This window comes from Brevundimonas sp. KH_060 (genome assembly GCF_057838275.1).
Window position 1 is genome coordinate 238715 of sequence record NZ_CM174463.1, and the last position, 21981, is coordinate 260695.

Here is a 21981-nt window from a genome sequence, read left to right on the forward strand (position 1 = left end):
CTCTCCAAAGCCTAGGTTTTGGGCGGCAACAAGGCGGTCGAGGCTCCTTCGATCCGGCTTTCCAGTTCAGCCATGAAGGCGGCGCGTTTCAGACCGGCCGGGATCGGCGGCAGGAACTCGAAAACAACCGTGCCCGGATAGCGTTTGAAGCCGTGGGCGGGCCAGTGGACGCCCGAGTTGGTGGCGATGGGCCAGCAGGGCGCCTCGACGTCGCGATAGATGGCGGCGACGCCGGGCTTGTAGTCGGCCGGCTCGCCCGGCGTCGTGCGGGTGCCTTCGGGGAAGATCAGGATCTGACGGCCCTCGGCCAGACGGGCGCGGGTCTGGCGCACCATGTCCTTCAGCGCCTTGGCGTGGGCGGCGCGGTCGACGGCGATCATCTTCGTCTTCCAGGCGAACCAGCCGAAGAACGGCAGGGGCATCAGCTCCTTCTTCATCACGAAACAGGCGTCGTCCAGGAAGGCGAAGGGGGCGATGACGTCCAGCATCCCCTGGTGCTTGGCGGCGATCAAGGCGGGGCCGGTCGGGCGATGCTCCAGCCCGCGCACCTCGACCTTGATCCCGGCGATCCAGCGCAGGCCGAACAGGACGAAACGCGCCCATAGCTTGATCACCCCCATGGCGACCCCGTGCGGCATCAGCAGCGCCGGGGACAGGCCGACGGCGAACAGCGGCATCGACAGATAGAGCCACAGGGTGAAGATCAGGGATCGGACGGTCGTCATGCGGCGGCCTTGCTCGGTTCGGAGGCGTCGGCCTCAGCGGTCGGGCCGGGGCGTTCGGGGTGGCGGCCGGTCAGGCGGTGCATCCCCTCGCGACCCAGAACGGCCAGGTATTTCATGTATTCCAGCGTCATGCGCCGGGCGGTCTCGGTCGCGCGCCACCATCCGGCGTTGTCCAGCGACGGGGTGGAGACGGCGTAGGGCGTCAGCCGCACGCCCGGCGCAGCGCCGCGAATCTCCAGCAGGCTGCGGGGCATATGATAGTCGGAGGTGACGACGATCAGGTCGTCATAACCCTTGGACCGCGCCCAGGCGGCGATCTCCTGGGCGTTGCCGACGGTGTTCTCAGCCTCGAAGCCCAGGTCGACGCAGCAGTTGAACAGCTTGCTGGAGCCCGGCGTCAGGGCGCGCAGCTCCTGGCGACGAACCTCGCGGTTGACGCCCGAGATCAGCAGTCGGTCGCCCTTGTCCTGCTCCAGCAGGCGGATGGCGGCGTTGACGCGCTCGGCCGACGGCCCGGTCAGGGAGACGATGGCGTCGGCCCGCGCCGGTTCAGGCGCGGGCGTGAAGCCGCGCACCCGCTCGGCGAAGACGAACAGGCCCGTCAGCCACATCAGCGCCACCACGGCGATCAGCGTCAGGAACTTCATAGGAGTCTAACTAGCTACGCTGGCCGAGCTTCGCCAGCGCCGTGAGGCGGGCGGCCAGGACGGCGACGGCGCCCGCCAGCAAGGGACAGGCGATCAGCACTGACAGATCAACCCAGGCCAGCGGCAGGGCCGGGGTCAGCCCGCCTGCGCCGCCGATCAGGCGCAGGACGGCCAGCATCAGCGCCGCCAGGCCCGCCCCCGCCGCGCCCGCCGTCGCCGCCAACAGGCCGAAGCGTTTCTGGAACAGGGTGGCGATGGCGCCGTCCGATGCGCCATTCAGGCTCAGCGTCTCGATCACCGCCGCCTGGGCCGCCATGCCCGCGCGGGTGGCGTAGGCGATGGCCGCCGCCGTCGCCGCCGCGATCAGCAGGAAGGCCGCCCCGGCCAGGGCCGTGATCAGGCCCGCAGACCGCTCGACCTCGCCGCGCCACAGACTGTGGTCATCGACGGTGGCGTCCAGCCCGGCCTCGGCCAGGGCGCGGCTCAGGCTGGGGGCGCTGGCGGGCGCTATCGGGTCCAGATGGACGATGACCAGATAGGGCAGGGGCAGGTCGGGCAGGGCCGCCTCGCCCACCCACGGACGCAGCAGGGCCTCGGCGGCCTTGCGGTCCATCGCCTGGGCCTCGGCCACGCCGTTGACCCCGGCCAGGGTCTCGGCGGCGCGGGCGGCGGCGGCCGGGCCGGTCTCGTCCACGCGCGGTCGCACCTGCACGGTCGCTTCGGCCCGCAACTGCCGCGCCCAGCCGTGCGCGGCCCGATCAGCGGCTAGGGCGCCGACGGCGGCGATCGAGGCCAGGAAACACAGCACGGCGATGACGACGACCAGCCAGCGCTCGCCGCCCGCCTCGCGCGGCAGCAGTTCGGGTTGGGCGCTGCGGAAGCGGCCGATCATGCGAGGCCCTCCGGCTCGGCGGGCGCCGGGCTGGGCGCGATCTGCTCCAACCGGCCGCCTTCCAGCCGCAGCGCGGCCGCGCCGCTGCGCTCGGCCAGGGCCTCGTCGTGGCTGGCGATCAGCACGGTGGCGCCCAGTTTGTTCAGTGACTGGAACAGACGCATCAGCTTCTCGCCCATCGGCCGATCGACGCTGCCGGTCGGTTCGTCAGCCAGAATCAGGCGCGGGCGTGCGACCACGGCGCGGGCGATGGCCAGCCGCTGTTTCTCGCCGCCCGACAGGGTGGGCGGCAGGGCGTCCAGCCGCGCGCCCAGACCGACCCAGCGCAGCATTTCCTGAACGTCGGCGGCGTAATCGCCGGGACGCTCGCCCGCCAGACGCAGCGGCAGGGCCGCGTTGTCGAAGGCCGACAGATGGTCCAGCAGGCGGAAATCCTGGAAGATGACGCCCATGCGGCGGCGAAGCGCCGGAACCTCGCGCCGGGGCAGATGGGTCACATCCTGGCCGAACAGACTGATTCGCCCCGCCTGCGGCCGCGCCGCCAGCGTCAGCAGCCGCAGCAGCGAGGACTTGCCCGCTCCGGATGGTCCGGTAAGGAAGTGGAAAGAGCCGTTTGGCAGTGTAAGGTTAACGTCCCGCAGCACGGCGGGCCTGCCCGCATAACCGAAGCCCACGCCCCTGAGGCGGACGGCGTCAGGCGCGGAGTCTGGGTCGGCGGCGCGGCGGATCGGATCGGGCATCGAGTTTCGTATTGGACCGGGGCGTTACGCCGCGACAGGAGGGGGCGATAAGCCTCGCAGTCAGCTGACATGATACTGACCTGCCCCGCCTGCGCCACTAGCTATTTCGTTTCCGACGAGGCGATCGGCCCGAACGGCCGTCGCGTGCGCTGCAAGGCGTGCGGCCACGACTGGCGCGCGACCCTGGAAGACGCCCCTCTGGAACTGGAGCCGCAAGCCGCTCCGGTCGCTGAGGCCGAGGCCGCGCCGCACTACGATACCTTCGCCGAGACCCCTGCGCCGGAACTGCCCCGCGCCTTCCGCGCCAAGGCCGAACGCAAGCGCCGCGTGCGTCAGGCGGCGGCGGCCGGGGCGGCCTGGGCGGCGGCGGCCGCCGTGGTGCTGGGCCTGCTGACGGGCGGCGTCCTGTTCCGCGAGGAGATCGCCCGCGCCTTCCCGCCGGCGGCGGGAGTCTACAAGTGGCTGGGGCTGGAGGTGAACACGGTCGGCCTGGAGGTCGAGGCGCTGCGAGGCCGCACCACGCCGCACGATCCCGGCCGCACCCTGGTTTCGGGCGCGCTGCGCAATATTCGCGACATCGAAGTCGTCCCGCCCCCGCTGGTCGTGGTCCTCAAGGACGCCAAGGGCGCGACGGTGATCCGGCGCATCGTGCGTCTGGACGGGCCGCCCATTCTGCCGGGGCAGGTTCAGGGCTTTGCCGTCGTGATTCCTGATCCGCAGGGCCGCGTGGCCGGGCTGGACGTCGACTATCTGCTCGAGGACGCGCCCAGGCCTGCCGCTCAGGCGCGCTCCAAGGCCGGTTCAGCGACGCCGCGCGCTGAGGACAGCGCCGTGCGCGAGGACGGCGGCCTGCGCCGCTGAGCGTGTTCGCCTCTCGACTCCGCCCCCGTCCAGGCGGTATCGCCGGGGCATGGCTGACACCCAAGCAACCCCCGCCCCCACGGTTCTTCTGTCCCAGGCCGAGATCGAGGCCGTCGTGACCGATCTGGCGCGTCGCATCGCCCCCCATGTCGATGATGAGACGGTGGCCGCTGTCCTGCTGACCGGCGGGCTGTGGTTCGCCGCCGATCTGACCCGCGCCCTGGCGCGCGAGGGGCGCAACGTCCGCTTCGACGCCCTGTGGCTGGCCTCCTACGGCGATGAGCAGACCAGCCGGGGCCGGATCGAGGTCCGCGCCCCCTATCAGCGCTCGCTCGACGGGCGGAAGGTGCTGATCCTGGACGACGTGTTCGACACCGGCCTGTCGCTGGCCGAGGCGGTGCGGATCACCAAGGAGGCGGGCGCCGCCGAGGTGCTGACCTGCGTCTTCGCCCGCAAGCCCTGGCCCAAGCCTCGCGCGCCGGAACCCGACTTCGTCGGCTGGGAGGCGCCGAACCGCTTCCTGGTCGGCTACGGCCTGGACCACGCGGGCGGCATGCGCGGTCTGCCCGACATCTGCGCGCTGGACTGAGGCTTAGAGCCAGTCCGCCATCGGTTCGCGGGCGAACATCTCGTCATAGGTCGGGCGCGGGCGGATGACGGCGTATCGATCACCGTCGACTAGCACCTCGGCGGCCAGGGGGCGGGTGTTGTATTCGCCGCTCATGACCGCGCCATAGGCTCCGGCGCTCATGAAGACGACCAGGTCGTCCGCCTTCAGCGGCGGCAGGTCGCGGTCGCGGGCGAAGGTGTCGCCGGTCTCGCAGACGGGGCCGACGACGTCGTGCGGCAGCACCTCTCCCGCTACAGGCCGCACCGGCTTCAGGTCGTGGAAGGCGTCGTAGAGGGCTGGGCGCATCAGATCGTTCATCGCCGCGTCCAGCACCAGGAAGCGGCGCCCATCCGTCCGCTCATTGACCTGGATGACGCGGCTGAGCAGCACGCCCGCATTGGCGGCCATCAGGCGGCCGGGCTCGAAGGCGGCCTCGACGTTCAGCCCGTCCAGCACGCGGGCGGCCATGGCCACATAGTCGGCCGGGGAGGGCGTCGCCGCATCGCCGTAATAGGGCACGCCCAGGCCGCCGCCGAGGTCGAGCCGGGTGACGCTGTGTCCGTCGGCGCGCAGGCTTTCCGTCATCTGGCGCAGTACGCGGAAGGCGGCTTCCAGCGGGGCCAGGTCGGTGATCTGGCTGCCGATGTGGCAGGCCAGGCCGACGGGCGTGACGTGGGGCGAACGTGATGCGCGGGCGTAGAGAGCCATCGCTTCCTCGACCGGCACGCCGAACTTGTCGCCTGCGCCGCCGGTGGTGATCTTGGCGTGGCCGCCCGCGCCGATCTTGGGGTTCACGCGGATGGCGATGGCTGGAGCGGCGTTCTTGGTCGAAGCGACAGCGATCAGCCGGTCCAGTTCGGCCGAGGATTCCACGTTGATCTGGCGCACGCCGACGTCGATGGCGAAGGCCAGTTCGGCGTCGGTCTTGCCCACGCCCGAGAAGATGATGCGTTCGGCGGGAACGCCGGCCGCCAAGGCGCGACGGATCTCGCCCTCGGACACGGTGTCTGCGCCGCAGCCCAACTGCGCCAGGGTCGCCAGCACCGACAGGTTGGAGTTGGCCTTGACCGCGAAGGCGATCAGGGCGTCGCCGCCATCTCCGCCTAGCGCGCCTTTATGCGCGTCGCACGCCTCGCGCAGCAGGCCGTAGTGACGGCGCAACGTGGCCGAGGAGTAGACGTAGGTCGGCGTGCCGACCGCCTCCGCCAGCGCCTCCAGCGAGACGCCCTCGGCGTGCAGGACGCCGTCCTTGAGATCGAAATGGTGCACCGGCGGGGAGTCCAGTCAGAGGGGCGGAGCGAAGGCTCAGTTCATCGGCGGCGGCTTGCCGAACGGGTCGGACGTGCCGTTGTCGATAGGCATCTGGCGCGGCGGCAGGTTCTGCATGGCCGGTTCGGGCAGGTGGTCGGCCGACTTGTCGCGGATGGCGCGCTCGGTCTGCTTCTTCGGCGTTGCGCCCTGCGGCGGCTCCAGATCGGCCATGCGGCCGCAAGCGGACAACAGCAGGGCGGCGGCGCCCGCCAGGATCAGGGTCTTCTTCACAGACGTCTTCGTCACAGGCGGCTTCTCCAGTCGGCGATGCGCGCGCGGACCTGTTCCGGCGCCGTGCCGCCGAAGCTCTGGCGGCTGGCGCAGGAGGCTTCGGGCGTCAGCACTTCATACACGCCTTCGGTGATCCGGCCATCCAGAGCCTGCAATTCCGTCAGCGGCAGTTCGCCCAGGCCCAGACCCAACGCCTCGGCGCGCTTCACGGCGGCGCCGGTGACGTGGTGCGCCTGGCGGAAGGGCAGGTTCAGTTCGCGCACCAGCCAGTCGGCCAGATCGGTGGCGGTCGAGAAGCCCGCGCCCGCGGCGGCGGCCATCTTCTCGGTGTTGGGGCGGATCACGGCGACCATGGCGGTCATGGCGGTCAGCGCCAGATCCAGCGCGTCGAAGGCCTCGAACACCGGCGGCTTGTCCTCCTGCATGTCCTTGGAATAGGCCAGCGGCAGGCCCTTCATGACGGTGGTCAGGGCGATCAGGGCGCCGTTGATGCGGCCCGTCTTGGCCCGCACCAGTTCAGCCGCGTCGGGGTTGCGCTTCTGCGGCATGATGGACGAGCCGGTGGTCAGGTCGTCGGGCAGGGTGGCGAAGCCGAACATCGGCGTCATCCACACCACGATTTCTTCGGCCAGACGCGACAGGTGGCCCGCCGCGATCGAGGCGGCGGCCAGGCTTTCCAGCGCGAAGTCGCGATCCGACACGGCGTCCAGCGAGTTGGCCATCGGGCGGTCGAAGCCCAGCGCCTGCGCCGTCATGTGGCGGTCGATGGGGAAGGGCGACCCGGCCAGCGCCGCTGCGCCCAGCGGGTTCTCGTTCATGCGGGCGCGCGCGTCGGCGAAGCGACCGGCGTCGCGGCCGAACATCTCGACATAGGCCATCAGATGGTGGCCGAACGTCACCGGCTGGGCCGTCTGCAGGTGAGTGAAACCGGGCATCAGGTCGCCCGCGTGCTGTTCCGCCCGGTCCAGCAGGGCCGCCTGCAGATCCTTCAGTTGCGCCACGGTGCGGTCGCAGGCGTCGCGCACCCACAGGCGGAAGTCTGTCGCCACCTGATCGTTGCGGCTGCGCGCCGTATGCAGACGTCCCGACGGCTCGCCGATCAGCTCCGACAGGCGGGCTTCGACGTTCATGTGGATGTCTTCATAGGCGTCGCGGAAGGGGAAGGTCCCGTCCCGGATCTCGCCCTCGATGACGTCCAGCCCGCCCAGGATGGCCTCGGCGTCGGTCGGCGCGATAATGCCCTGCTGGGCCAGCATGCGACAATGGGCCCGCGAACCGGCCAGATCCTGCGCCCACAGGCGTTTATCGACGCCGATCGAGACGTTGATGGCCTGCATGATGTCGGCGGGCTTGGCGCTGAAGCGTCCACCCCATAGAGACTGCCCCTCAGATCCTCCCTGCGGAGGAACGTCAGATTTTGGTTTGGAAGGCGTATCGGACATGAGCGGCTCTGGGCGGACTTGGGCGGGCGTGGCGACGTTCGCCCTTGTTGGCGTAATCGGCGTGGGCGCGGCGCTGCTATACGTCAATCAGAAGGGCGGAGGCAAAGAGTCCGCGTCTGTGGCCGCCGAGGCCCTTGATCCGCAACTGGCGGTCTTCGCCAAGGGATCGCTGACCGCGCTTCAGACGCCTGTGTCGCAAGACGCGTTTCAGGCCGTGTCCGGCTATGTGTTCAAGAACGCCGAGGGCGGCGACGTCCGCCTGGCCGATTTCGCGGGCAAGGTGACGGTAGTGAATCTGTGGGCCACCTGGTGCGCGCCCTGCAAGATTGAGATGCCGACCCTGGCGGCCCTGGCCGACCATTATAAGACGCGCGAGGACTTCGTCGTCGTCACCGTAAGCATGGATGTCGAGAAGACGGCGGGCGAGGCGCGGGCCTTCATCGCCGAGAACGCGCCGCTGGAATTCTACATCGACCCGAAATTCCAGCTGGCCTTCGAGTTTCCGGGCAAGGGCGCCATGCCCCAGACCATTCTGCTGGATCGCCAGGGCCGGGTGCGCGCTGTCCTGACCGGCGAGGCCGATTGGGCCAGCGCCGAGGCCAAGGCCCTGGTCGATCACCTGCTGGCGGAGGCGTAAGCCGACGAAGGCCCTCCCTCCTGCAGGAGAAGGGAGGGCGTCAGGTTGATCTCTTAGTTCTTCGCGGGAACCCGCGTGTCCGTGGCCGGGTCGACGGCGCCGGGGCGGCCTTCAGCGGCGGCCTGCGCCTGTTTGTCTTCCAGCTTGTCGGCGACCTTGCCCGCGCCTTCCTCGACTGCCTGAGCGGCCTTCATGGCGCCCGATTCGACGACCTCGCCCGTCTGGGCGGCGACGTCTGCGGCCTTGTCGCCGGCGGCTTCGGCGTTGGCTTCGGCCTTCTGCTGTTCAGCCTGGGTGCAGGCGGCGGCGCCGAGCGCCAGGACCGAGGCGGCGGCGATGGTCAGGATACGAATACGCATGGGTGAAAGCCCCTCTGAGATTTGAACCTTGGCGTTAACGCTGCTGGCCCGCTGTGGGTTGCGCGCCGCCTCAGTCGAGGTCGATCGGAAGGGTCTGGCTGGCCAGCAGCTGTTCCGTCGTCTTCCAGTGGTTAGGCCCCTGTCGCTCGACCCAGGCCTGCACCATGTCGCGGCCCAGGCCGTAGTTGATGACGTAGGAGCGATAGGTCTCGATGAAGCTCAGTCGCTGCGCCGCCCGGTCACGCGCGACGAGGTTGTACTTCTGCAACTGGTCCAGCGCCGTCTCGCGGTCGATGCGCCCGACCAGATAGTCGTCGGCCACCGTATATTCCGCCCGCGCCAGTTCGCGCGTCAGGGCCAGAAGCTGCGTTTGCGCCTCGGCCGTCGCCGGGTCCAGCCCCGCCAGCGGATAGAGGACGCGCGCCTCGAACTCGGTGCGCTCATGGCCGGGGAAGGCCAGGTCGATGCCGTAGTTGGCGCTGCCCTCGGCGATGAAGGACATGGGGCTGAATAAGGGATAGACGCTCATCTCGACCCAGCTCTTGTCCTTGACGAAGGTCTGCTCCAGCAGCGTGTTGTAGACGTGGTGGCCGGGGTAGCCTTCGTGACAGCCCAGATCGACGGCCCGGTCGATGTAGATGGGCAGGTCGGTGTTGACCTGGATCAGGCTGAAGGCGCCGCCCTTGAACCAGTTATAGCCGGACCACGGCTTGTCGTTGACGAACTCCAGCGTGAAGGTTTCGCCGGCGGGCAGAGTGATGTGTTGCTGGGTGCGCGTCTTGCACTCGGCGATGGCGGCGCGCATCACCGTATCCAGCCGGTCCTTGGGGATGACGTAGCGGGCGCGGAACGCGGCCACCCGCTCGGCCAGCGGCCCTTCGCCGGGGACCAGGGCGTCGATGCGCGCCAGCACAGGGTCATAGGACGACAGCGGCCGCAACTCCGGCCGCACCCCGAACAGGGCCTCGGCCTCGTCGGCGAAGCCCAGCTTCTCGCCCTGCAGCATCCGCAGCCGCGCCGAGGCCGCCGAGACATGAGCCAGCAGATAGGCGCGGCGCTGGCGACTCTGGGCGTCCAGACGCCGCTCCGGCAGAGCCTCCAGGCGCCGGCTCAGAGCCGCCGCGCCTTCGGTCAGTTGGGGCAGGGCGCGCGGATTGGCCTTGGCTGCCTCAGCCCATTCGGCAGGGCCGTAATAGGCGTCGACATAGCCCGGCTCACGCTCGCCGATCTCCAGCGTCAGGGCGACATAGTCGCGCGCCACCGCGTCCAGGCTATCGCCGCCCGACTTTGATGACGCCGCGCAGGCGGCCAGCAGGACGGCGGCGCCCGCCAGGGCGGCGATGGTGGTGACGCGCATGGATGCTCCCTCTCTCCAACCGACACGCTAGGCCGTCGCGCGCCATGCGCCAAGAAGGGACGTCGTGCCGAGATTCAGGGATTGAGGCGATCCAGCCCATGCTGTAAGCACCGCCGTCCGGCCTTGGCGCCGCGCACGCACCCGTAGCTCAGCTGGATAGAGTGCTGCCCTCCGAAGGCAGAGGTCACAGGTTCGAATCCTGTCGGGTGCGCCACTTTTCCCTATGATTGTCGAATTTCATGAAATTCGACTCCTGTTTCGCCCAACTGACTCGGGTCGCGCTTCTGCCTATTCGATTACCGGCATGCCCTTGAAGATCGCCGGCGATGGCGGCGGGCCGTCGGTCCAGTGCCAGGTCTGGCCGGTGCGCATCAGCTCCTGCGTGACTTGGGCGGGGACAGCCGGGATGTCGATCGGCGTCGGGGCATAGGTGCCTGACGGCGCTAGGTTCAATCGGAACCGGTGCGGGAAGCCCCCGAAGCGCACCTCTATGACCATGTCACGCACCGTGCCGTCGGGGATGACGATCTGCTCCGCGAGGATGGCGCCGCCGTGGGCCGTGCCGGGGTCGATGGTCGTCGTCTCCAGCATGGTGCGTCCCAGGGTGGAGATAGTCTGGCGCAGGCGTCGCTGAATGTGGTCGTGTGACGCCTGAAGTTGCCCCGAAGCGCTGCGGTAGGCGATGTCGTGGCGGCGCGGGTGGTCTTCCATCTCCTGGAGGGTGAGGAAGTACTCCACCGCCGCGTCGGCCCAGGCCAGGTTCATCTCGCGCTGGGCGGTCGTGCGCGCGGTGTGGCGCAGGTAGTCGAAGTCCTGGACGCTGTAGGGCTGCCCATCCAGATAGAGGCGCACGTCCTCCGAGCCGATGTTGATCGGATAGCCGGAGGTGTTGAAGGCGGCGATCGAGAAGTAGAACTTCTGGGTGTCGTTGTAGCGGACCGGCAGCAGCATGATCGCGCCGGACGGCCCGTTCGACACCATCAGGGCGTTGCCGCGCGAGAAGCGCACGCCCACGCCGTGGTCGGCGGTGGGGATCATCCGTACCTCCGGCGGCGGCGGGGTGGCGCAACCGGCCAGTGCAGCCATGGTAGCGACGACCGTAGCCTTAGAAAACATCGACTTCATTCCCACGACCGTCCCCCTCCGTCAGAACTGAACCGGCGTGCCGGCGATGCGGCCGCAGAACTGGTTCCAGGCGCCTTCGAAGTAGGCGGAGTTCAGTTCCTCGCCGCCGTCGATCATGGCTGTGGCGTTCCCTGTCGTCCCAACGCCGGCCTCGAACCGCTGAAAGCCCGACATGCCGCCATAGGCGTTCCGTCCGTTCACTTCGCCGCAGAACATGGTCGAGCCGTTGGAGTGCTCGATGCGGCGCACATTTCGGAATTGGGCTGACGACGGATCACGGAGTTTGTCCGTGACCGCCTGACGCGCGGCGGCGCGAATACGCGTCGGCGTCCAGTTCACGGGCGGCGTACGGGCGCGCTGGGCTTCGACGCAGGCCGCATAGGCGCCGCTGGCGATGTTCCGCATCCGCGCCATCACCGCATTGGGGCTGCCGGGCGGGTAGCCGCCATTCGTCGAGCAGGCGTCGGATTGTGCAGATGCGGCGCCTCCGAACGCAACGACCGCAGTCAGAACCGAAATGGCGAAGACGATCTTCCTCATCAGAACCCTCCAGATTTAATCTGTAGGATATATCCCGTGGTTTAACGAGCGGTGAAGCTGTCGCCTGCCGCCATGAACGGACGGGCGCTGGTGGCGTGGAATCTCAAGAAGCTGCGAACCGAGCGCGGCATCTCACAGGAGCGATTGGCCGCTGACGCGGGCATTGATCGTGCCTATCTGAGCGAGATCGAGCGCCAGTTGGGCAATGCGTCGGTCGATCTGCTGGATCGACTCGCGGGCGTACTGGGGGTGTCCGTTTCGGCGTTTTTCGTTCTGCCTGAGCAGGGGGAGGCTGAGCCGCGATCTCTACCGAGTGGCCGCCACCCTAAATCCTAAGGACTGCTCCTGACTCCAAGCTGACCGTCGGAAGGTCCGCTCAAAGGGCTCGTCGGCGGCTTAAGTAGGGGTACGATTAGGCCCCGGAGGTGGTTGGCTGGCATTCGCTCAAGGCGGGCTTCTAAGGGGGCCTGTCTAGAAACCTGATCACCGATTTCTGGCCGTGGCGCGGCTTGTAAGCTAGAGTATTGGCTCCATGTCCAAGCTCGGCCGAAATCAAAAATGCCATTGTGGTAGCGGGCGTAAGTTCAAGCACTGCTGCCTTGGCTTTGAGATGGAGCGGACAGCCCCGCCAGAAATGCAGCGCGCCTACGAGGCTCATTTGGCTGACGAGGCGATCCGCCGGCGACAGCAGGGCTTTGGGAAGCCCATCATCGCGGTTCAGCACGGCGATCATCAAATCGTCGCCGTCAACAACCGGATCATGTGGAGCAAGAAATGGCGGACGTTCCCTGATTTCCTGCTCGACTACATCAAGGACAAGCTGACGCTTGAATGGGGTGCGCGGGAGAACGAGAAGGCTCTCGCAGACCGCCATCCCATCATGCAGTGGCATGCCGCGTTCATCGAGTATCAAAAGCGGTTCAAGGCCGAGGCTGGGCAGATCAACAGCGCCCCGGTCACTGGCGTCGTCGTCTGCTATCTGGGCTTGGCCTACAGCCTCTACCTCATGGATCACAATTCGGACCTGCAAGCCAAGATGCTCGCGCGGCTACGGGATCCTGCTCAGTTTCAGGGGGCTTTCTTTGAAATGATGATAGCCAGTGCGCTCATCCGTGCTGGCTATGAACTGTTGTTGGAAGACGAGGATAGCCGCAGGCAGCGGCACTGCGAGTTCGCCGCCGTAAAAACCGGCTCAGGCAAGCGTTACACGGTCGAAGCCAAGAGCCGGGCGGTGTCTGGCCTGCTTGGTCGAACAGACAATGACGGCGGCAGGGACAACCGACCGTTGAGCAAGCTGAAGACCCATCTGCACGACGCATTGGACAAGCCCAGCGACCACGAACGACTGGTGTTTATCGACATCAACGCCCCTCTGGGACCTGAGGGGGATTTGCCCAACGGCGCCCTGGTGCTCCGAGCGGTTCAAATACTTGAGCAGTATGAGGGGCATCCGGACGCCCCAAAGGAGAGCGCCTATGTCTTCGTCGTCAACATGGCCTTCCACCGCGCCTTAGAGGCCGACGCCGTTCTGGCGTTGGCACCCCTCGGCTTCCGCATCGATGATTTCATCAAGACGGGCGAAATCACCGTCATTGAGCAGTATCGGCGCAATCTCAAACACAGTGACGCGCTTGAGGTCGCCCGCAGTCTAGCCAGCCTTCACGAGTTTCCGATCACCTTCGACGGCTCTCTCCCCAGCGAAACGCTGCTTGGTGGAAAACCGCGGATCAAGATCGGCCAAGCCTACGATTTTGGCGGGCCCGATGAGCCGTTTGTGGGCATCGTGAGAAGCGCCACAGTCCTTGAGAACACCCGTGAGTGCTACATCGTGGCCGAAACTGCGAAGGGCAATCATATCCTTAGCGAGAAGATGGACGACGCATCTTTCGAGGATTGGCAGGCCAACAAGGCCGCCTATTTCGGTGAGATTCAGGACGTGCCCGCAAATGCCCAAACGCCTTACGAAATGTATGAGCGGTTCATGGACATGTTTGCGGATTTCGACCGGAAGGGTCTCGCAACGCAGATTGGCAAAGCGCTCGACGACCCGTCTCTAGCGCATCTGGATGACAACGAGTTGCGCGAGTACATAAGCGATGGCTTTCTACGCACGTTGCTCGCGAGAAGACCCGCTGAGACGGTAGTGCCATGACCGATCCCTACCGCGAGAAATACGTCGCATTCGTTGACATGCTTGGCTTCAGCGCCCTCGTGCAGTCGACAGCCGATGATCCGAAAAAACGCGCGAAAATCGTTGCTGCCATGGATCGACTGAGTGTGAGTACCTGCGAAAACCCCGCGCTAGGTATGAATATAACTTACTTCTCAGACTGCATCGTCATCTCGACAGATCGGACTGAGGCTGGGCTGTACGAGATTCTCGAAAGCCTTACGACGATCGCTGAAAATCTCTTGCAGATCGACATTTTGGTTCGAGGTGGTTTGACCCTCGGAAACATACACCACGACGGTCAATTCATGTTCGGCCCGGCTATGCTGAAAGCCTACGGGATGGAGTGTAGGGAGACCATTTTCCCTACGATTCTGGTGAGTGAGAGCGTCAAGGCGGATTGTGACAGGTACTCGTGGGGGGGCGTTTTCCTCGTCCATGACAGCGAACAACCGGAACGCCAGTTCGTTCACTATCTGCGCCGCTTTGACGACTACGACCCGACGCCGGTTGCTGGAAAGGTCCTGCTCGACAAGCCTGCGAAGCTCATCCGTCATTACATCGCGAAGAGACTGGCGGGGCCGCCGGGCGCGGTGAGAGATAAGGCTGTGTGGCTGAAAACCTACTGGGACGACACCGCCGGCAAAAGCCCAGTCCTAGGGAAGGTCAATCCGGTAGCTGACCTTGCGGAGCAGACCTACGAGGCGTCGGGTTACCGGATCGTGCGACGAATTCTGGGCCCAATCAGTCGCCTTGAAGGCGACTGATTGGGCCGCGGCTGTTGTCTGAAGCTCGACCTTCCGGAGCGTCGCTCGGCAGAGATGTAGGCTCGGAAGATTTGCGCCATCGCGTTCTGCTGACGAATGTCGCCTTCTCGGACTAGCGACAATGACCGCTCCTGGCGCGGAACGGCTATCAAGAAACTTAATTGAATCCATACAGTGGGGCGACCTCAATGGAGGTTGCCCGACCATGCCACATGGGGCTTAGCGATAGTCCGCTGGGTTGATGTCGAGACGCTTGAACTTGCCGTAAAGCGTCTTCCTAGGCGTCGCCAGGCGGGCGATGACTTCGGAGACGTTGCCCCTGGCAGCCTGCAAGGCTTCGCGGATCAGAGCCGCCTCGAAGGCATCCACCCGATCTGTGAGGCTTTGAGGCGATGGCGTCGCGGCAGGTTCGACATCCGGGGCGTTGACCAGGGTGCTGAGGGCGAAATTGCGCAACTCCCGCACATTGCCGGGCCAGCTATGCTCCAGAAGGTGGCGGCGAATGGGGTCGGATACTGCGTAGGCGTCCATCTCCGGCGCCTGTCTTCGGTCCGCCAGGAAATGCGCGAACAGCGGGAGGATATCCTCTCGTCTTTCGCGCAGCGGGGGCATCCGCAAACGCACGACGTTCAGGCGATAGAACAGGTCGGATCGGAACGCGCCCTCTCGAGCCGCGCCTTCCAGATCGCGTTTAGAAGCGGCGATGACCCGGATATCGACAGGATAGGGCTCGCCGCCAGGCGTCAGGGTGCGTTCCTCGAGGACGCGCAACAGCTTGACCTGGACGCCGGGGCTCATGCTGTCGATCTCGTCAAGGAACAGCGTGCCCTTGTCGGCCGCCTCGATCCGACCGACCTGGGCGGTGCGACGATAGCCGGAGCCGTCCAGCGTCTGGCCGAACAGCTCGACCTCGGCGAAGTGATCGGGGATGGCGCCGCAGTTAACCGGTATGAAGCTCTTGCCGCGTCGCTTGCTGAGGCGGTGCAGGGTTAGGGCTGCCAGCTCCTTGCCGGTGCCGGTTTCCCCTTCGACCAGGACGTCCAGATCCGATGCGGCGATGCGGGCGATGGCCTCGCGCAGGGTGACCATGGCGGCGCTTTCGCCGATCAGTAGGGCGTTGGCATGGGCCGCGGCTTCCGTCGCGGCGCGCAGCGCGCGATGGGCCAGGGTGCGGGCCCGATAGTCCTGCGCCTGATGTACGGCGTTGATCAGCCGGTCCATGGCGAAGGGTTTGGTCAGGAAATCGAAGGCGCCGTCCTGCAGCGCTTGAACCGCCATCGGAACATCGGCGTGCCCGCTGATCAGAATGACGGGAATCTGCGAATCCAGTTCGCGAATGCGTGAGAACAGCTCCAGTCCGTCCATGCCAGGCATGCGGATGTCGGACACCACCACGCCGCGGAACTGAGGCGTCAGGGCGGCCAGGGCCTGGGCGGCGTCAGGCAGGGCCTGAACGGCGATGGATTCAAGATCCAGCGCGTCGACGATCGCGCGCCGCAACTCGGCGTCATCCTCGATGAACAGAACCGAGGGGGGAGTTTCCGGAGTCGTCATGCGCGTATCAATCGAACACGAAACGCAGCGCCGCCCAAGGGCGAAGCCGCCAGGGAAAGGGAGCCGCCGAACTCACGGGCGATGTCTCGGGCGATGCCGAGGCCGAGGCCCAATCCAGTCGGCTTGCTGGTGACGAAAGGCGTGAAGAGGGACCCCGCCAGCTCGGGAGAGACGCCTGGACCGTTGTCGGCGATGACAATCGAAACATCCTCTTCGCCGATCTCCATGACGACGGCGATGGTCGGGTCGGGCCGACCCTGCAAGGCGTCGGTCGCATTCTGGATCAGGTTGATGAAGATCTGCTCCAGCCGCATCTTGTCGGCGCAGACGCGCAGAGTCTCCACAGGCGGGGTCCAGTCCAAGCGAACGCCGGCCGTGCGTAAACGGTCGCCGATCAGCAGCAAGGCGCCGTCCAGCGCCTCGTTCAGGCTGACTTCGTCCACCAGCGGGGTCCGCTTGCGTGAAAAGGAGCGCAACTCCGTCGTGATCCGCGCGACGCGGTCGGTCAGGTCGACAATGGACGCCAGATCGTCCTGAACCTTGGCGATGCTGCCGCGCTGCAGATAGCGCGCGCCGTTTTCGGCGAAGGCGCGGATCGCGGCGATCGGCTGGTTGATCTCGTGGGCGACGCCGGCCGTGACCTGGCCGATCAGGCCGAGGCGGTTGGCCTGGGCCAGTTCTTCGCTGGCGGCGCGCCACCGACGGTCGGCCGCCAGGCGCCCTTGTGATTCCTCGCGCAGACGGCGATTGGCGTCGCGCAATTCGCTGGTGCGCGCATCGACTTCTTCCTCCAGGGCCTGACGGGCGCGAACCTGGGCCAAGCGGCCCATGTGGATGCGCCAATAGGCGGCGAAGGCCATGACGGCGGCGGCCAGGACGGCGAAGACGACTAGGCGGGCCTGGGTGTTGGCGCCCCTGTAGGCCGGCTCCAGCGAAGCCACGTGCAGCAGGGATGCGCCTTCGATGGCGGCAGCCGTTCTCGACGAACGAAAGCGGCCTTCCGCATCGGCCATGCTGAGATCCCCACCTCTATTCTGCATGAGCCGGAGTGGCGACAGCGGCAGGGAGGCGAACTGAAGGGCGCTGCGGATGCCTTGATGATCTTCAGGCGTCAGCGGGCGTGTGGCGCGAAATCGCCAGGGGTCGTGGTCGGTGATGATGACGACGCCGCGAGGATCGACGACCAGGGTGTGCTCGGCCGTTCCGCTCCATTGCGCTTCCAGGTCGGCGAAATCGATTTTGACGACGATGACGCCCAGGGTTCGAGCGCCGTCGTCGATCCTGCGGGCGATGAAGAAGCCTGGACGCCCGGTGACTGAGCCGACTGCAAACAGCTCGGCCTCCCCATTGGTCATGGCGTTGAGGAAGTAGGGACGATAGCTGAAATTCTGTCCAACGAAGCTGCCGGGCTCGTTCCAGTTGTTCGCCGCCAGCGTCAGGCCGTTCGGCGCGATGACATAGATGGCGGCCGCGTCGGTCCGCTCCGCCAGCAGCTCCAGCTTGCCGTTCAGGCGCGCCACGGAATCGGGACGGGCGTCGCTGAGCACGGCGTGGACGTCGGGGTATTCGCTCAGCACCAGGGGAAGAAGGCGGAACTTCTGGAGGGCGCCGGCCAGTTGACGCGCGCGCTTGTCCGCCTGCTCCGCGGCGGCGGCGTCCGTCGCCAGCCGGGCCTGGCGCGCAGCCCAGTAGGCGCCGCTCCAGATCGCCAGTCCGCAGCCCAGGATGAGGCTGATCGCCACCAGCATCAGCATGCGGTGTCGCGGCTGCAGGGCGTTTCGCACGGAACTGTGTGGTTTGCGGGACAAAAGGCGGTCTCACATGGGCGGTTTTCGGCACGCCGGCGCGGCGCGGGATCGTAACGAGGCAGGCGTTAAAGTGAAGAAAAACATCGTGTTGTAAAGTTTTCGCGCGACTGCGTTGCCGCTCCGATCATCCCCATGACTATCATTCTTCATCGAGCCGTCGCAGAGCGGTTTAAGGGATTGGGGCGCGAGTATGTCAGATTTGATGGGCCGGGATCACTTCGATTGCAAGAATAGATTCTTCCGGAGTCGGTGATATGTCTTCAATGACTAACGCGCGCCGCCTCAAGAACATCATAGGTGGATCAACGGGCAATCTAGTCGAGTGGTTTGACTGGTATGCCTATGCTGCGTTCGCACTTTATTTTGCGCCGATCTTTTTCCCGAGTGATGATGGAACGGCCCAACTTCTGGGCGCCGCGGCCGTTTTTGCGGTCGGTTTCCTGATGCGGCCCATCGGCGCCTGGATCATGGGCGTCTACGCCGACAGACGAGGCCGCAAGGCCGGCCTGACCTTGTCGGTCACCCTGATGTGCGCCGGCTCCCTGCTGATCGGCTGCACGCCGGGGTACGCCCAGATCGGCATCGCCGCGCCGGCCCTGCTGCTGGTCGCCCGACTGTTGCAGGGCATCAGCGTCGGCGGAGAATACGGTTCTTCGGCCACCTACCTGTCCGAGATGGCGTCGGCCAAGAACCGCGGCTTCTGGTCCAGTTTCCAGTATGTGACCCTGATCTCGGGCCAGCTTCTGGCTCTGCTGTTGCTCATCGTCCTGCAGGCGGTGATGACGGATGAGGCGCTGAGCGCCTGGGGCTGGCGCATTCCCTTTTTCGTCGGGGCAGGCCTGGCCGTGGTGGTGTTCTGGCTGCGCCGGGGTCTGGATGAGACCAACGCCTTCAAGGCGGAAGACACCCGCGCCGCGCCGAAATCCAGCGCCATGCTGCTGATCCTCAAGCATCCGAAGGAAGCGCTTCTGGTGATGGGGCTGACGGCCGGCGGCACGCTCGCCTTCTATACCTACACCACCTATCTGCAGAAATTCCTGGTCAACACGTCGGGCTTTTCCAAGGACGCGGCGACCCAGATCAGTGCTGCGGCCCTCCTGGTCTTCATGCTGCTGCAGCCCGTGGTTGGAGCCCTGTCGGACCGGATCGGGCGGCGGCCGGTGATGATCACCTTCGGCGTGCTGGGCGTGCTCTTCACCGTGCCGATCATGTCGACCCTGGCCGCGGTGAACAGCGCACCGGCGGCCTTCGCCCTGGCTCTTGCGGCCCTCGTGATCGTGTCCGGTTACACCGCCATCAACGCCGTGGTGAAGGCCGAACTGTTCCCGGCGCATGTGCGGGCCCTGGGCGTGGCCCTGCCTTACGCCATCGCCAACGCCCTGTTCGGAGGCACGGCCGAGTATGCCGCTCTGTGGTTCAAGTCACAGAATAACGAGAGCGCCTACTTTTGGTACGTGACGGTCATGATCGGCATATCGCTCATCGTTTTTGTTTTCATGAGAGATACTAAACATAAGAGCATGATTACTCACGATTGAAATCAGTATTAGCGAGCGTAATCACAAAAACCCGGCTGCGCAGCGAGGGGCTGTAACGCAAGTCTGGAGTGGGAGGGACTGAGCGATGATTAGGGATTTCAGTGAAGTTGGCTTGAAAGCGGCGAGCCTGGCGTCAGCCAGTCTGCTCAGCCTGACGGCGGGGACGGCGTTCGCTCAGGAACGAGCGCAGCCTGAAACCGCCGAGGCCGCGCGGGTGGACGACATCATCGTCACCGGCGTGCGCGGAGCGCCGCGCACGGCGATCGAGAGCCCGACGCCCATCGACGTGTTCAACGCCGAACAGTTGCAGCAGGGGGCTCAGACCGGCGTGTTCGAGTCGGTGCGTTATCTGGTGCCGTCCTTCAACCTGCCGGCGCGATCAGGCGGCGGCAGCTCCACCGTCATCGCCACCGGGGCACTGCGAGGCCTGAACCCGGACCAGACGCTGGTGCTGGTCAATGGGAAGCGTCGTCACCGGACGGCGCTGATCAACTCGGTTTCGACGCTCTACAACGGCTCGGTCGGGGTCGACCTGAACATGATCCCGTCCAGCGCCATCGCCCGGGTCGAGGTGCTCCGCGACGGGGCGGCCGCCCAGTACGGCTCGGACGCCGTGGCGGGCGTCATCAACGTGATGCTGAACTCCAGCGCCCAGGGCGGCAGCGTCTCGGTCGCCCATGGTCGAAACTTCGACCGCAATGACGGCCGCTATGTGAACCTGGACGCCAACCTCGGTCTGGCGCTGGGCGAGGACGGCTTCCTGAACCTGTCGTACAGCTTCATGGATCGCGGCGCGTCGAACCGGGCGGAGCGCATCGCCGATTCCGTGCGCCTGTATCCGCTGTTGCCCGACGGTTCGCTCGACCCGCGCGAAGCGATCATCGACCGGATGGTGACGACCAACTACGGCACCATGCCTCAGGTCTCCAACGTCTTCGGGGCGAACGCGGCCTATACGGTCAGCAACGATCTCGAACTCTACGCCTTCGGCACCTACGGTCAGCGCAAGTCCGACCTGAGCTGGACGTGGCGGCCGCCCACCAATATCACCGTCCTGCCCGAGATCGCGCCGGACGGCCTGCGCACCCTGACCGTCATCAAGGACAAGGACTATGAGGCGGTCGTCGGCGCCCGTGGGGCTCTGGCCGGCTGGGATTGGGACCTGTCGACGGGCTACGGCTCGAACGTTTCGGACTGGGAGAACTACAGCCTGAACGCCAGCCTCGGGCCGAGCAGTCCGCGTCATTTCTACATCGGACAATTGGCGTCGGCCGAGTGGGTCAATGCGCTGGATGTGACGCGCGGCTTCACGCTCGAGAACGCCGGCGAGTTGCAGGCGTCCTTCGGCCTGCAACACCGCTGGGAGAACTACACGATCGAGCAGGGGGACGAAGCGAGCTGGATTCAGGGCGATTACGTCCGTCCGCCGGGCCAGCCGTTCGCGGGCCAGCCCCTGCCTCCCGGCACGCAGTCCACACCGGGCTTCCGGCCTGAAGACGAGGCCGACGTCAGCCGCAACAACTACAGCGTCTACGGCGAACTGGGCTGGAATCCGACCGAGCGGTTCTATCTCGGCGGGGCCGTGCGCTACGAGAATTTCGACGACTCCGCCGGCGACACCACCATCTACAAGATCAGCAGCCGGTATGAGTTGAACGACTGGGCCGCTCTGCGGGCTTCGTTCAACACGGGCTTCCGCGCTCCCAGCCTGGCGCAGCAGGCCTATTCCGCCACCACCAGCCAGTTGCGCGACATCCGGGGCACCGGGGTGGCCGAGTCCCTGCGGTTGAAGAACTTCCAGGTCAATTCGCCGGAGGCGATCGCCCTGGGCGCGAAGCCGCTGACGCCGGAAATGTCGGAGAACCTGAGCGTGGGCTTCACCCTGACGCCCTTCTCGAACTTCGTCCTGACGTTTGACGCCTATCAGATCGACGTCGCCGATCGCATCGCCGTCACCACGACCTTCTCGCCGATCGATACGCGTCTGTCGGCGGACGGGGTGACAACCATCGGCGAACAGCTTCAGGCCATCATGGTGGCCAACGGCCTGTCGCCGGATGTCAGCGGTCAGTACTACACCAACGCCATCGACACGCGGACGCGCGGCTTCGACGTCGTCGCGACCTACAAGTACGGCACGGTCGGTTTCGGCGATTTCGATTTCAGCTTCGGCTACAATCAGAACGAAACCGAGATCACCGGCATCATCGACAATCCGCCGGAGCTGGCGGCGCTGGGCGATATCGTCATCTTCGACCGCAGCAAGCAGGCGGCGCTGACGGAATCCTTGCCGAAATCCAAGATCTCGCTCAACGGCGGCTGGACGCTGGATCGGCTCAGCGCCAACCTGCGTTTGACGCGGTTCGGCGAATACACCACGCGACACTCGTCCAATCCGGCATTGGACCGCGAGATCGAAGCCGCCTGGATCACCGATCTTCAGGTCAACTACGACGTGACGGACGCCGTTCGCCTGACGCTGGGCGCCAACAACATCTTCAACGTCTACCCGACCAAGATTCAGGAGCCTTCGGCCGACCTGGGCAATGGGATGTACAGCGGGCTTGCGCCGTTCGGCTTCACCGGCGGATCCTGGTTCGTACGCGCCGCCTACAAGTGGTGATCTAGGAGAACGTTCCGGGGGCGTCGCTGCAACGGCGTCTCCGG

At 66.0% G+C, this 21981-nt stretch carries 21 protein-coding genes and 1 tRNA gene; 9 read left to right on the forward strand and 13 right to left on the reverse strand.

What is annotated here, in order from left to right:
* Positions 1-11: 11 nt before the first annotated feature.
* Genes AC3IPP_RS01235 through AC3IPP_RS01250 form a run of 4 tightly spaced genes read right to left on the reverse strand, consistent with a single transcriptional unit; the run spans position 12 to position 3004 of the window.
* Complete coding sequence (locus AC3IPP_RS01235) at positions 12-725, reverse strand: lysophospholipid acyltransferase family protein (RefSeq protein ID WP_489150050.1); 714 nt, start codon at positions 723-725, stop codon at positions 12-14.
* Positions 722-1372 carry a YdcF family protein gene (locus AC3IPP_RS01240; protein WP_087138855.1) on the reverse strand — a complete coding sequence of 217 codons (651 nt, stop codon included), beginning with the start codon at positions 1370-1372 and terminating at the stop codon, positions 722-724. The genes AC3IPP_RS01235 and AC3IPP_RS01240 overlap by 4 nt, the downstream gene beginning before the upstream one ends.
* Before the next feature lie 10 nt (positions 1373-1382).
* Positions 1383-2264 carry a cell division protein FtsX gene (locus tag AC3IPP_RS01245; protein ID WP_489150051.1) on the reverse strand — a complete coding sequence of 294 codons (882 nt, stop codon included), beginning with the start codon at positions 2262-2264 and terminating at the stop codon, positions 1383-1385.
* Positions 2261-3004, reverse strand: a complete 744-nt coding sequence (locus AC3IPP_RS01250; RefSeq protein WP_489150052.1) for a cell division ATP-binding protein FtsE — start codon at positions 3002-3004, stop codon at positions 2261-2263. The genes AC3IPP_RS01245 and AC3IPP_RS01250 overlap by 4 nt, the downstream gene beginning before the upstream one ends.
* A 69-nt stretch (positions 3005-3073) precedes the next feature.
* Between AC3IPP_RS01250 and AC3IPP_RS01255 the strand changes: the two genes are divergently transcribed.
* Entirely contained in the window at positions 3074-3865 is a 792-nt protein-coding gene (locus AC3IPP_RS01255) for an MJ0042-type zinc finger domain-containing protein (RefSeq protein ID WP_489150053.1), read from the forward strand.
* Between the two features lie 49 nt (positions 3866-3914).
* Positions 3915-4454, forward strand: coding sequence for a phosphoribosyltransferase (locus tag AC3IPP_RS01260; protein WP_489150054.1), 540 nt, complete (start codon positions 3915-3917; stop codon positions 4452-4454).
* A 3-nt stretch (positions 4455-4457) separates the two neighbouring features.
* On the opposite strand, the gene lysA is transcribed toward AC3IPP_RS01260, so the two are convergent.
* The 3 genes from lysA to argH are packed head-to-tail and all read right to left on the reverse strand — an operon-like array spanning position 4458 to position 7459.
* Positions 4458-5744, reverse strand: a complete 1287-nt coding sequence (lysA, locus tag AC3IPP_RS01265) for a diaminopimelate decarboxylase (RefSeq protein WP_489150055.1) — start codon at positions 5742-5744, stop codon at positions 4458-4460.
* A gap of 36 nt (positions 5745-5780) precedes the next feature.
* On the reverse strand, positions 5781-6032 hold the full coding sequence (lptM, locus tag AC3IPP_RS01270; RefSeq protein WP_232464089.1) for an LPS translocon maturation chaperone LptM: 252 nt from the start codon (positions 6030-6032) through the stop codon (positions 5781-5783).
* The gene (gene argH, locus AC3IPP_RS01275; RefSeq protein WP_087139010.1) at positions 6029-7459 is read right to left on the reverse strand and encodes an argininosuccinate lyase; all 1431 of its coding nucleotides are present in this window, start codon (positions 7457-7459) and stop codon (positions 6029-6031) included. The genes lptM and argH overlap by 4 nt, the downstream gene beginning before the upstream one ends.
* On the opposite strand from argH, the gene AC3IPP_RS01280 reads away from it, so the two are divergent.
* Positions 7458-8096: a TlpA family protein disulfide reductase gene (locus AC3IPP_RS01280; protein ID WP_489150056.1), complete on the forward strand. Its 639-nt coding sequence runs from the start codon at positions 7458-7460 to the stop codon at positions 8094-8096. The two genes, argH and AC3IPP_RS01280, sit on opposite strands and share 2 nt — an antisense overlap.
* A 53-nt stretch (positions 8097-8149) precedes the next feature.
* On the opposite strand, the gene AC3IPP_RS01285 is transcribed toward AC3IPP_RS01280, so the two are convergent.
* Together AC3IPP_RS01285 and AC3IPP_RS01290 are read right to left on the reverse strand one after the other, a co-directional pair.
* Positions 8150-8455: a hypothetical protein gene (locus AC3IPP_RS01285; protein WP_087139008.1), complete on the reverse strand. Its 306-nt coding sequence runs from the start codon at positions 8453-8455 to the stop codon at positions 8150-8152.
* Positions 8456-8525: 70 nt separating this feature from the next.
* Positions 8526-9812 (reverse strand): hypothetical protein, encoded by a 1287-nt coding sequence (locus tag AC3IPP_RS01290; RefSeq protein ID WP_489150057.1) that lies wholly within the window; start codon positions 9810-9812, stop codon positions 8526-8528.
* Positions 9813-9949: 137 nt separating this feature from the next.
* Here AC3IPP_RS01290 and AC3IPP_RS01295 point away from each other — a divergent pair.
* Positions 9950-10026 (forward strand) — tRNA-Arg (locus AC3IPP_RS01295).
* Positions 10027-10100: 74 nt separating this feature from the next.
* Here AC3IPP_RS01295 and AC3IPP_RS01300 read toward each other — a convergent pair.
* Complete coding sequence (locus tag AC3IPP_RS01300) at positions 10101-10850, reverse strand: hypothetical protein (RefSeq protein WP_489150058.1); 750 nt, start codon at positions 10848-10850, stop codon at positions 10101-10103.
* Between the two features lie 108 nt (positions 10851-10958).
* Positions 10959-11477 carry a hypothetical protein gene (locus tag AC3IPP_RS01305; protein WP_087139005.1) on the reverse strand — a complete coding sequence of 173 codons (519 nt, stop codon included), beginning with the start codon at positions 11475-11477 and terminating at the stop codon, positions 10959-10961.
* Positions 11478-11528: 51 nt separating this feature from the next.
* Between AC3IPP_RS01305 and AC3IPP_RS01310 the strand changes: the two genes are divergently transcribed.
* The 3 genes from AC3IPP_RS01310 (at position 11529) to AC3IPP_RS01320 (ending at position 14414) form a co-directional block, all read left to right on the forward strand.
* The gene (locus AC3IPP_RS01310; protein ID WP_256968050.1) at positions 11529-11813 is read left to right on the forward strand and encodes a helix-turn-helix domain-containing protein; all 285 of its coding nucleotides are present in this window, start codon (positions 11529-11531) and stop codon (positions 11811-11813) included.
* A 196-nt stretch (positions 11814-12009) separates the two neighbouring features.
* Positions 12010-13629 carry a YecA family protein gene (locus tag AC3IPP_RS01315; RefSeq protein ID WP_489150059.1) on the forward strand — a complete coding sequence of 540 codons (1620 nt, stop codon included), beginning with the start codon at positions 12010-12012 and terminating at the stop codon, positions 13627-13629.
* The gene (locus AC3IPP_RS01320; protein ID WP_489150060.1) at positions 13626-14414 is read left to right on the forward strand and encodes a hypothetical protein; all 789 of its coding nucleotides are present in this window, start codon (positions 13626-13628) and stop codon (positions 14412-14414) included. Before AC3IPP_RS01315 ends, AC3IPP_RS01320 begins: the two co-directional genes overlap by 4 nt.
* Positions 14415-14633: 219 nt before the next feature.
* Here AC3IPP_RS01320 and AC3IPP_RS01325 read toward each other — a convergent pair whose 3' ends face one another.
* Both AC3IPP_RS01325 and AC3IPP_RS01330 read right to left on the reverse strand, forming a co-directional pair.
* The gene (locus AC3IPP_RS01325; RefSeq protein WP_489150061.1) at positions 14634-15968 is read right to left on the reverse strand and encodes a sigma-54-dependent transcriptional regulator; all 1335 of its coding nucleotides are present in this window, start codon (positions 15966-15968) and stop codon (positions 14634-14636) included.
* Complete coding sequence (locus AC3IPP_RS01330) at positions 15965-17752, reverse strand: sensor histidine kinase (protein ID WP_489177429.1); 1788 nt, start codon at positions 17750-17752, stop codon at positions 15965-15967. The genes AC3IPP_RS01325 and AC3IPP_RS01330 overlap by 4 nt, the downstream gene beginning before the upstream one ends.
* 287 nt (positions 17753-18039) lie before the next feature.
* Between AC3IPP_RS01330 and AC3IPP_RS01335 the strand changes: the two genes are divergently transcribed.
* Both AC3IPP_RS01335 and AC3IPP_RS01340 read left to right on the forward strand, forming a co-directional pair.
* A complete protein-coding gene (locus AC3IPP_RS01335; protein WP_489151024.1) occupies positions 18040-19314 on the forward strand; it encodes an MFS transporter in 1275 nt (424 codons plus the stop codon).
* Between the two features lie 112 nt (positions 19315-19426).
* The gene (locus AC3IPP_RS01340) at positions 19427-21937 is read left to right on the forward strand and encodes a TonB-dependent receptor plug domain-containing protein (RefSeq protein ID WP_489150063.1); all 2511 of its coding nucleotides are present in this window, start codon (positions 19427-19429) and stop codon (positions 21935-21937) included.
* Positions 21938-21981 lie beyond the last annotated feature (44 nt).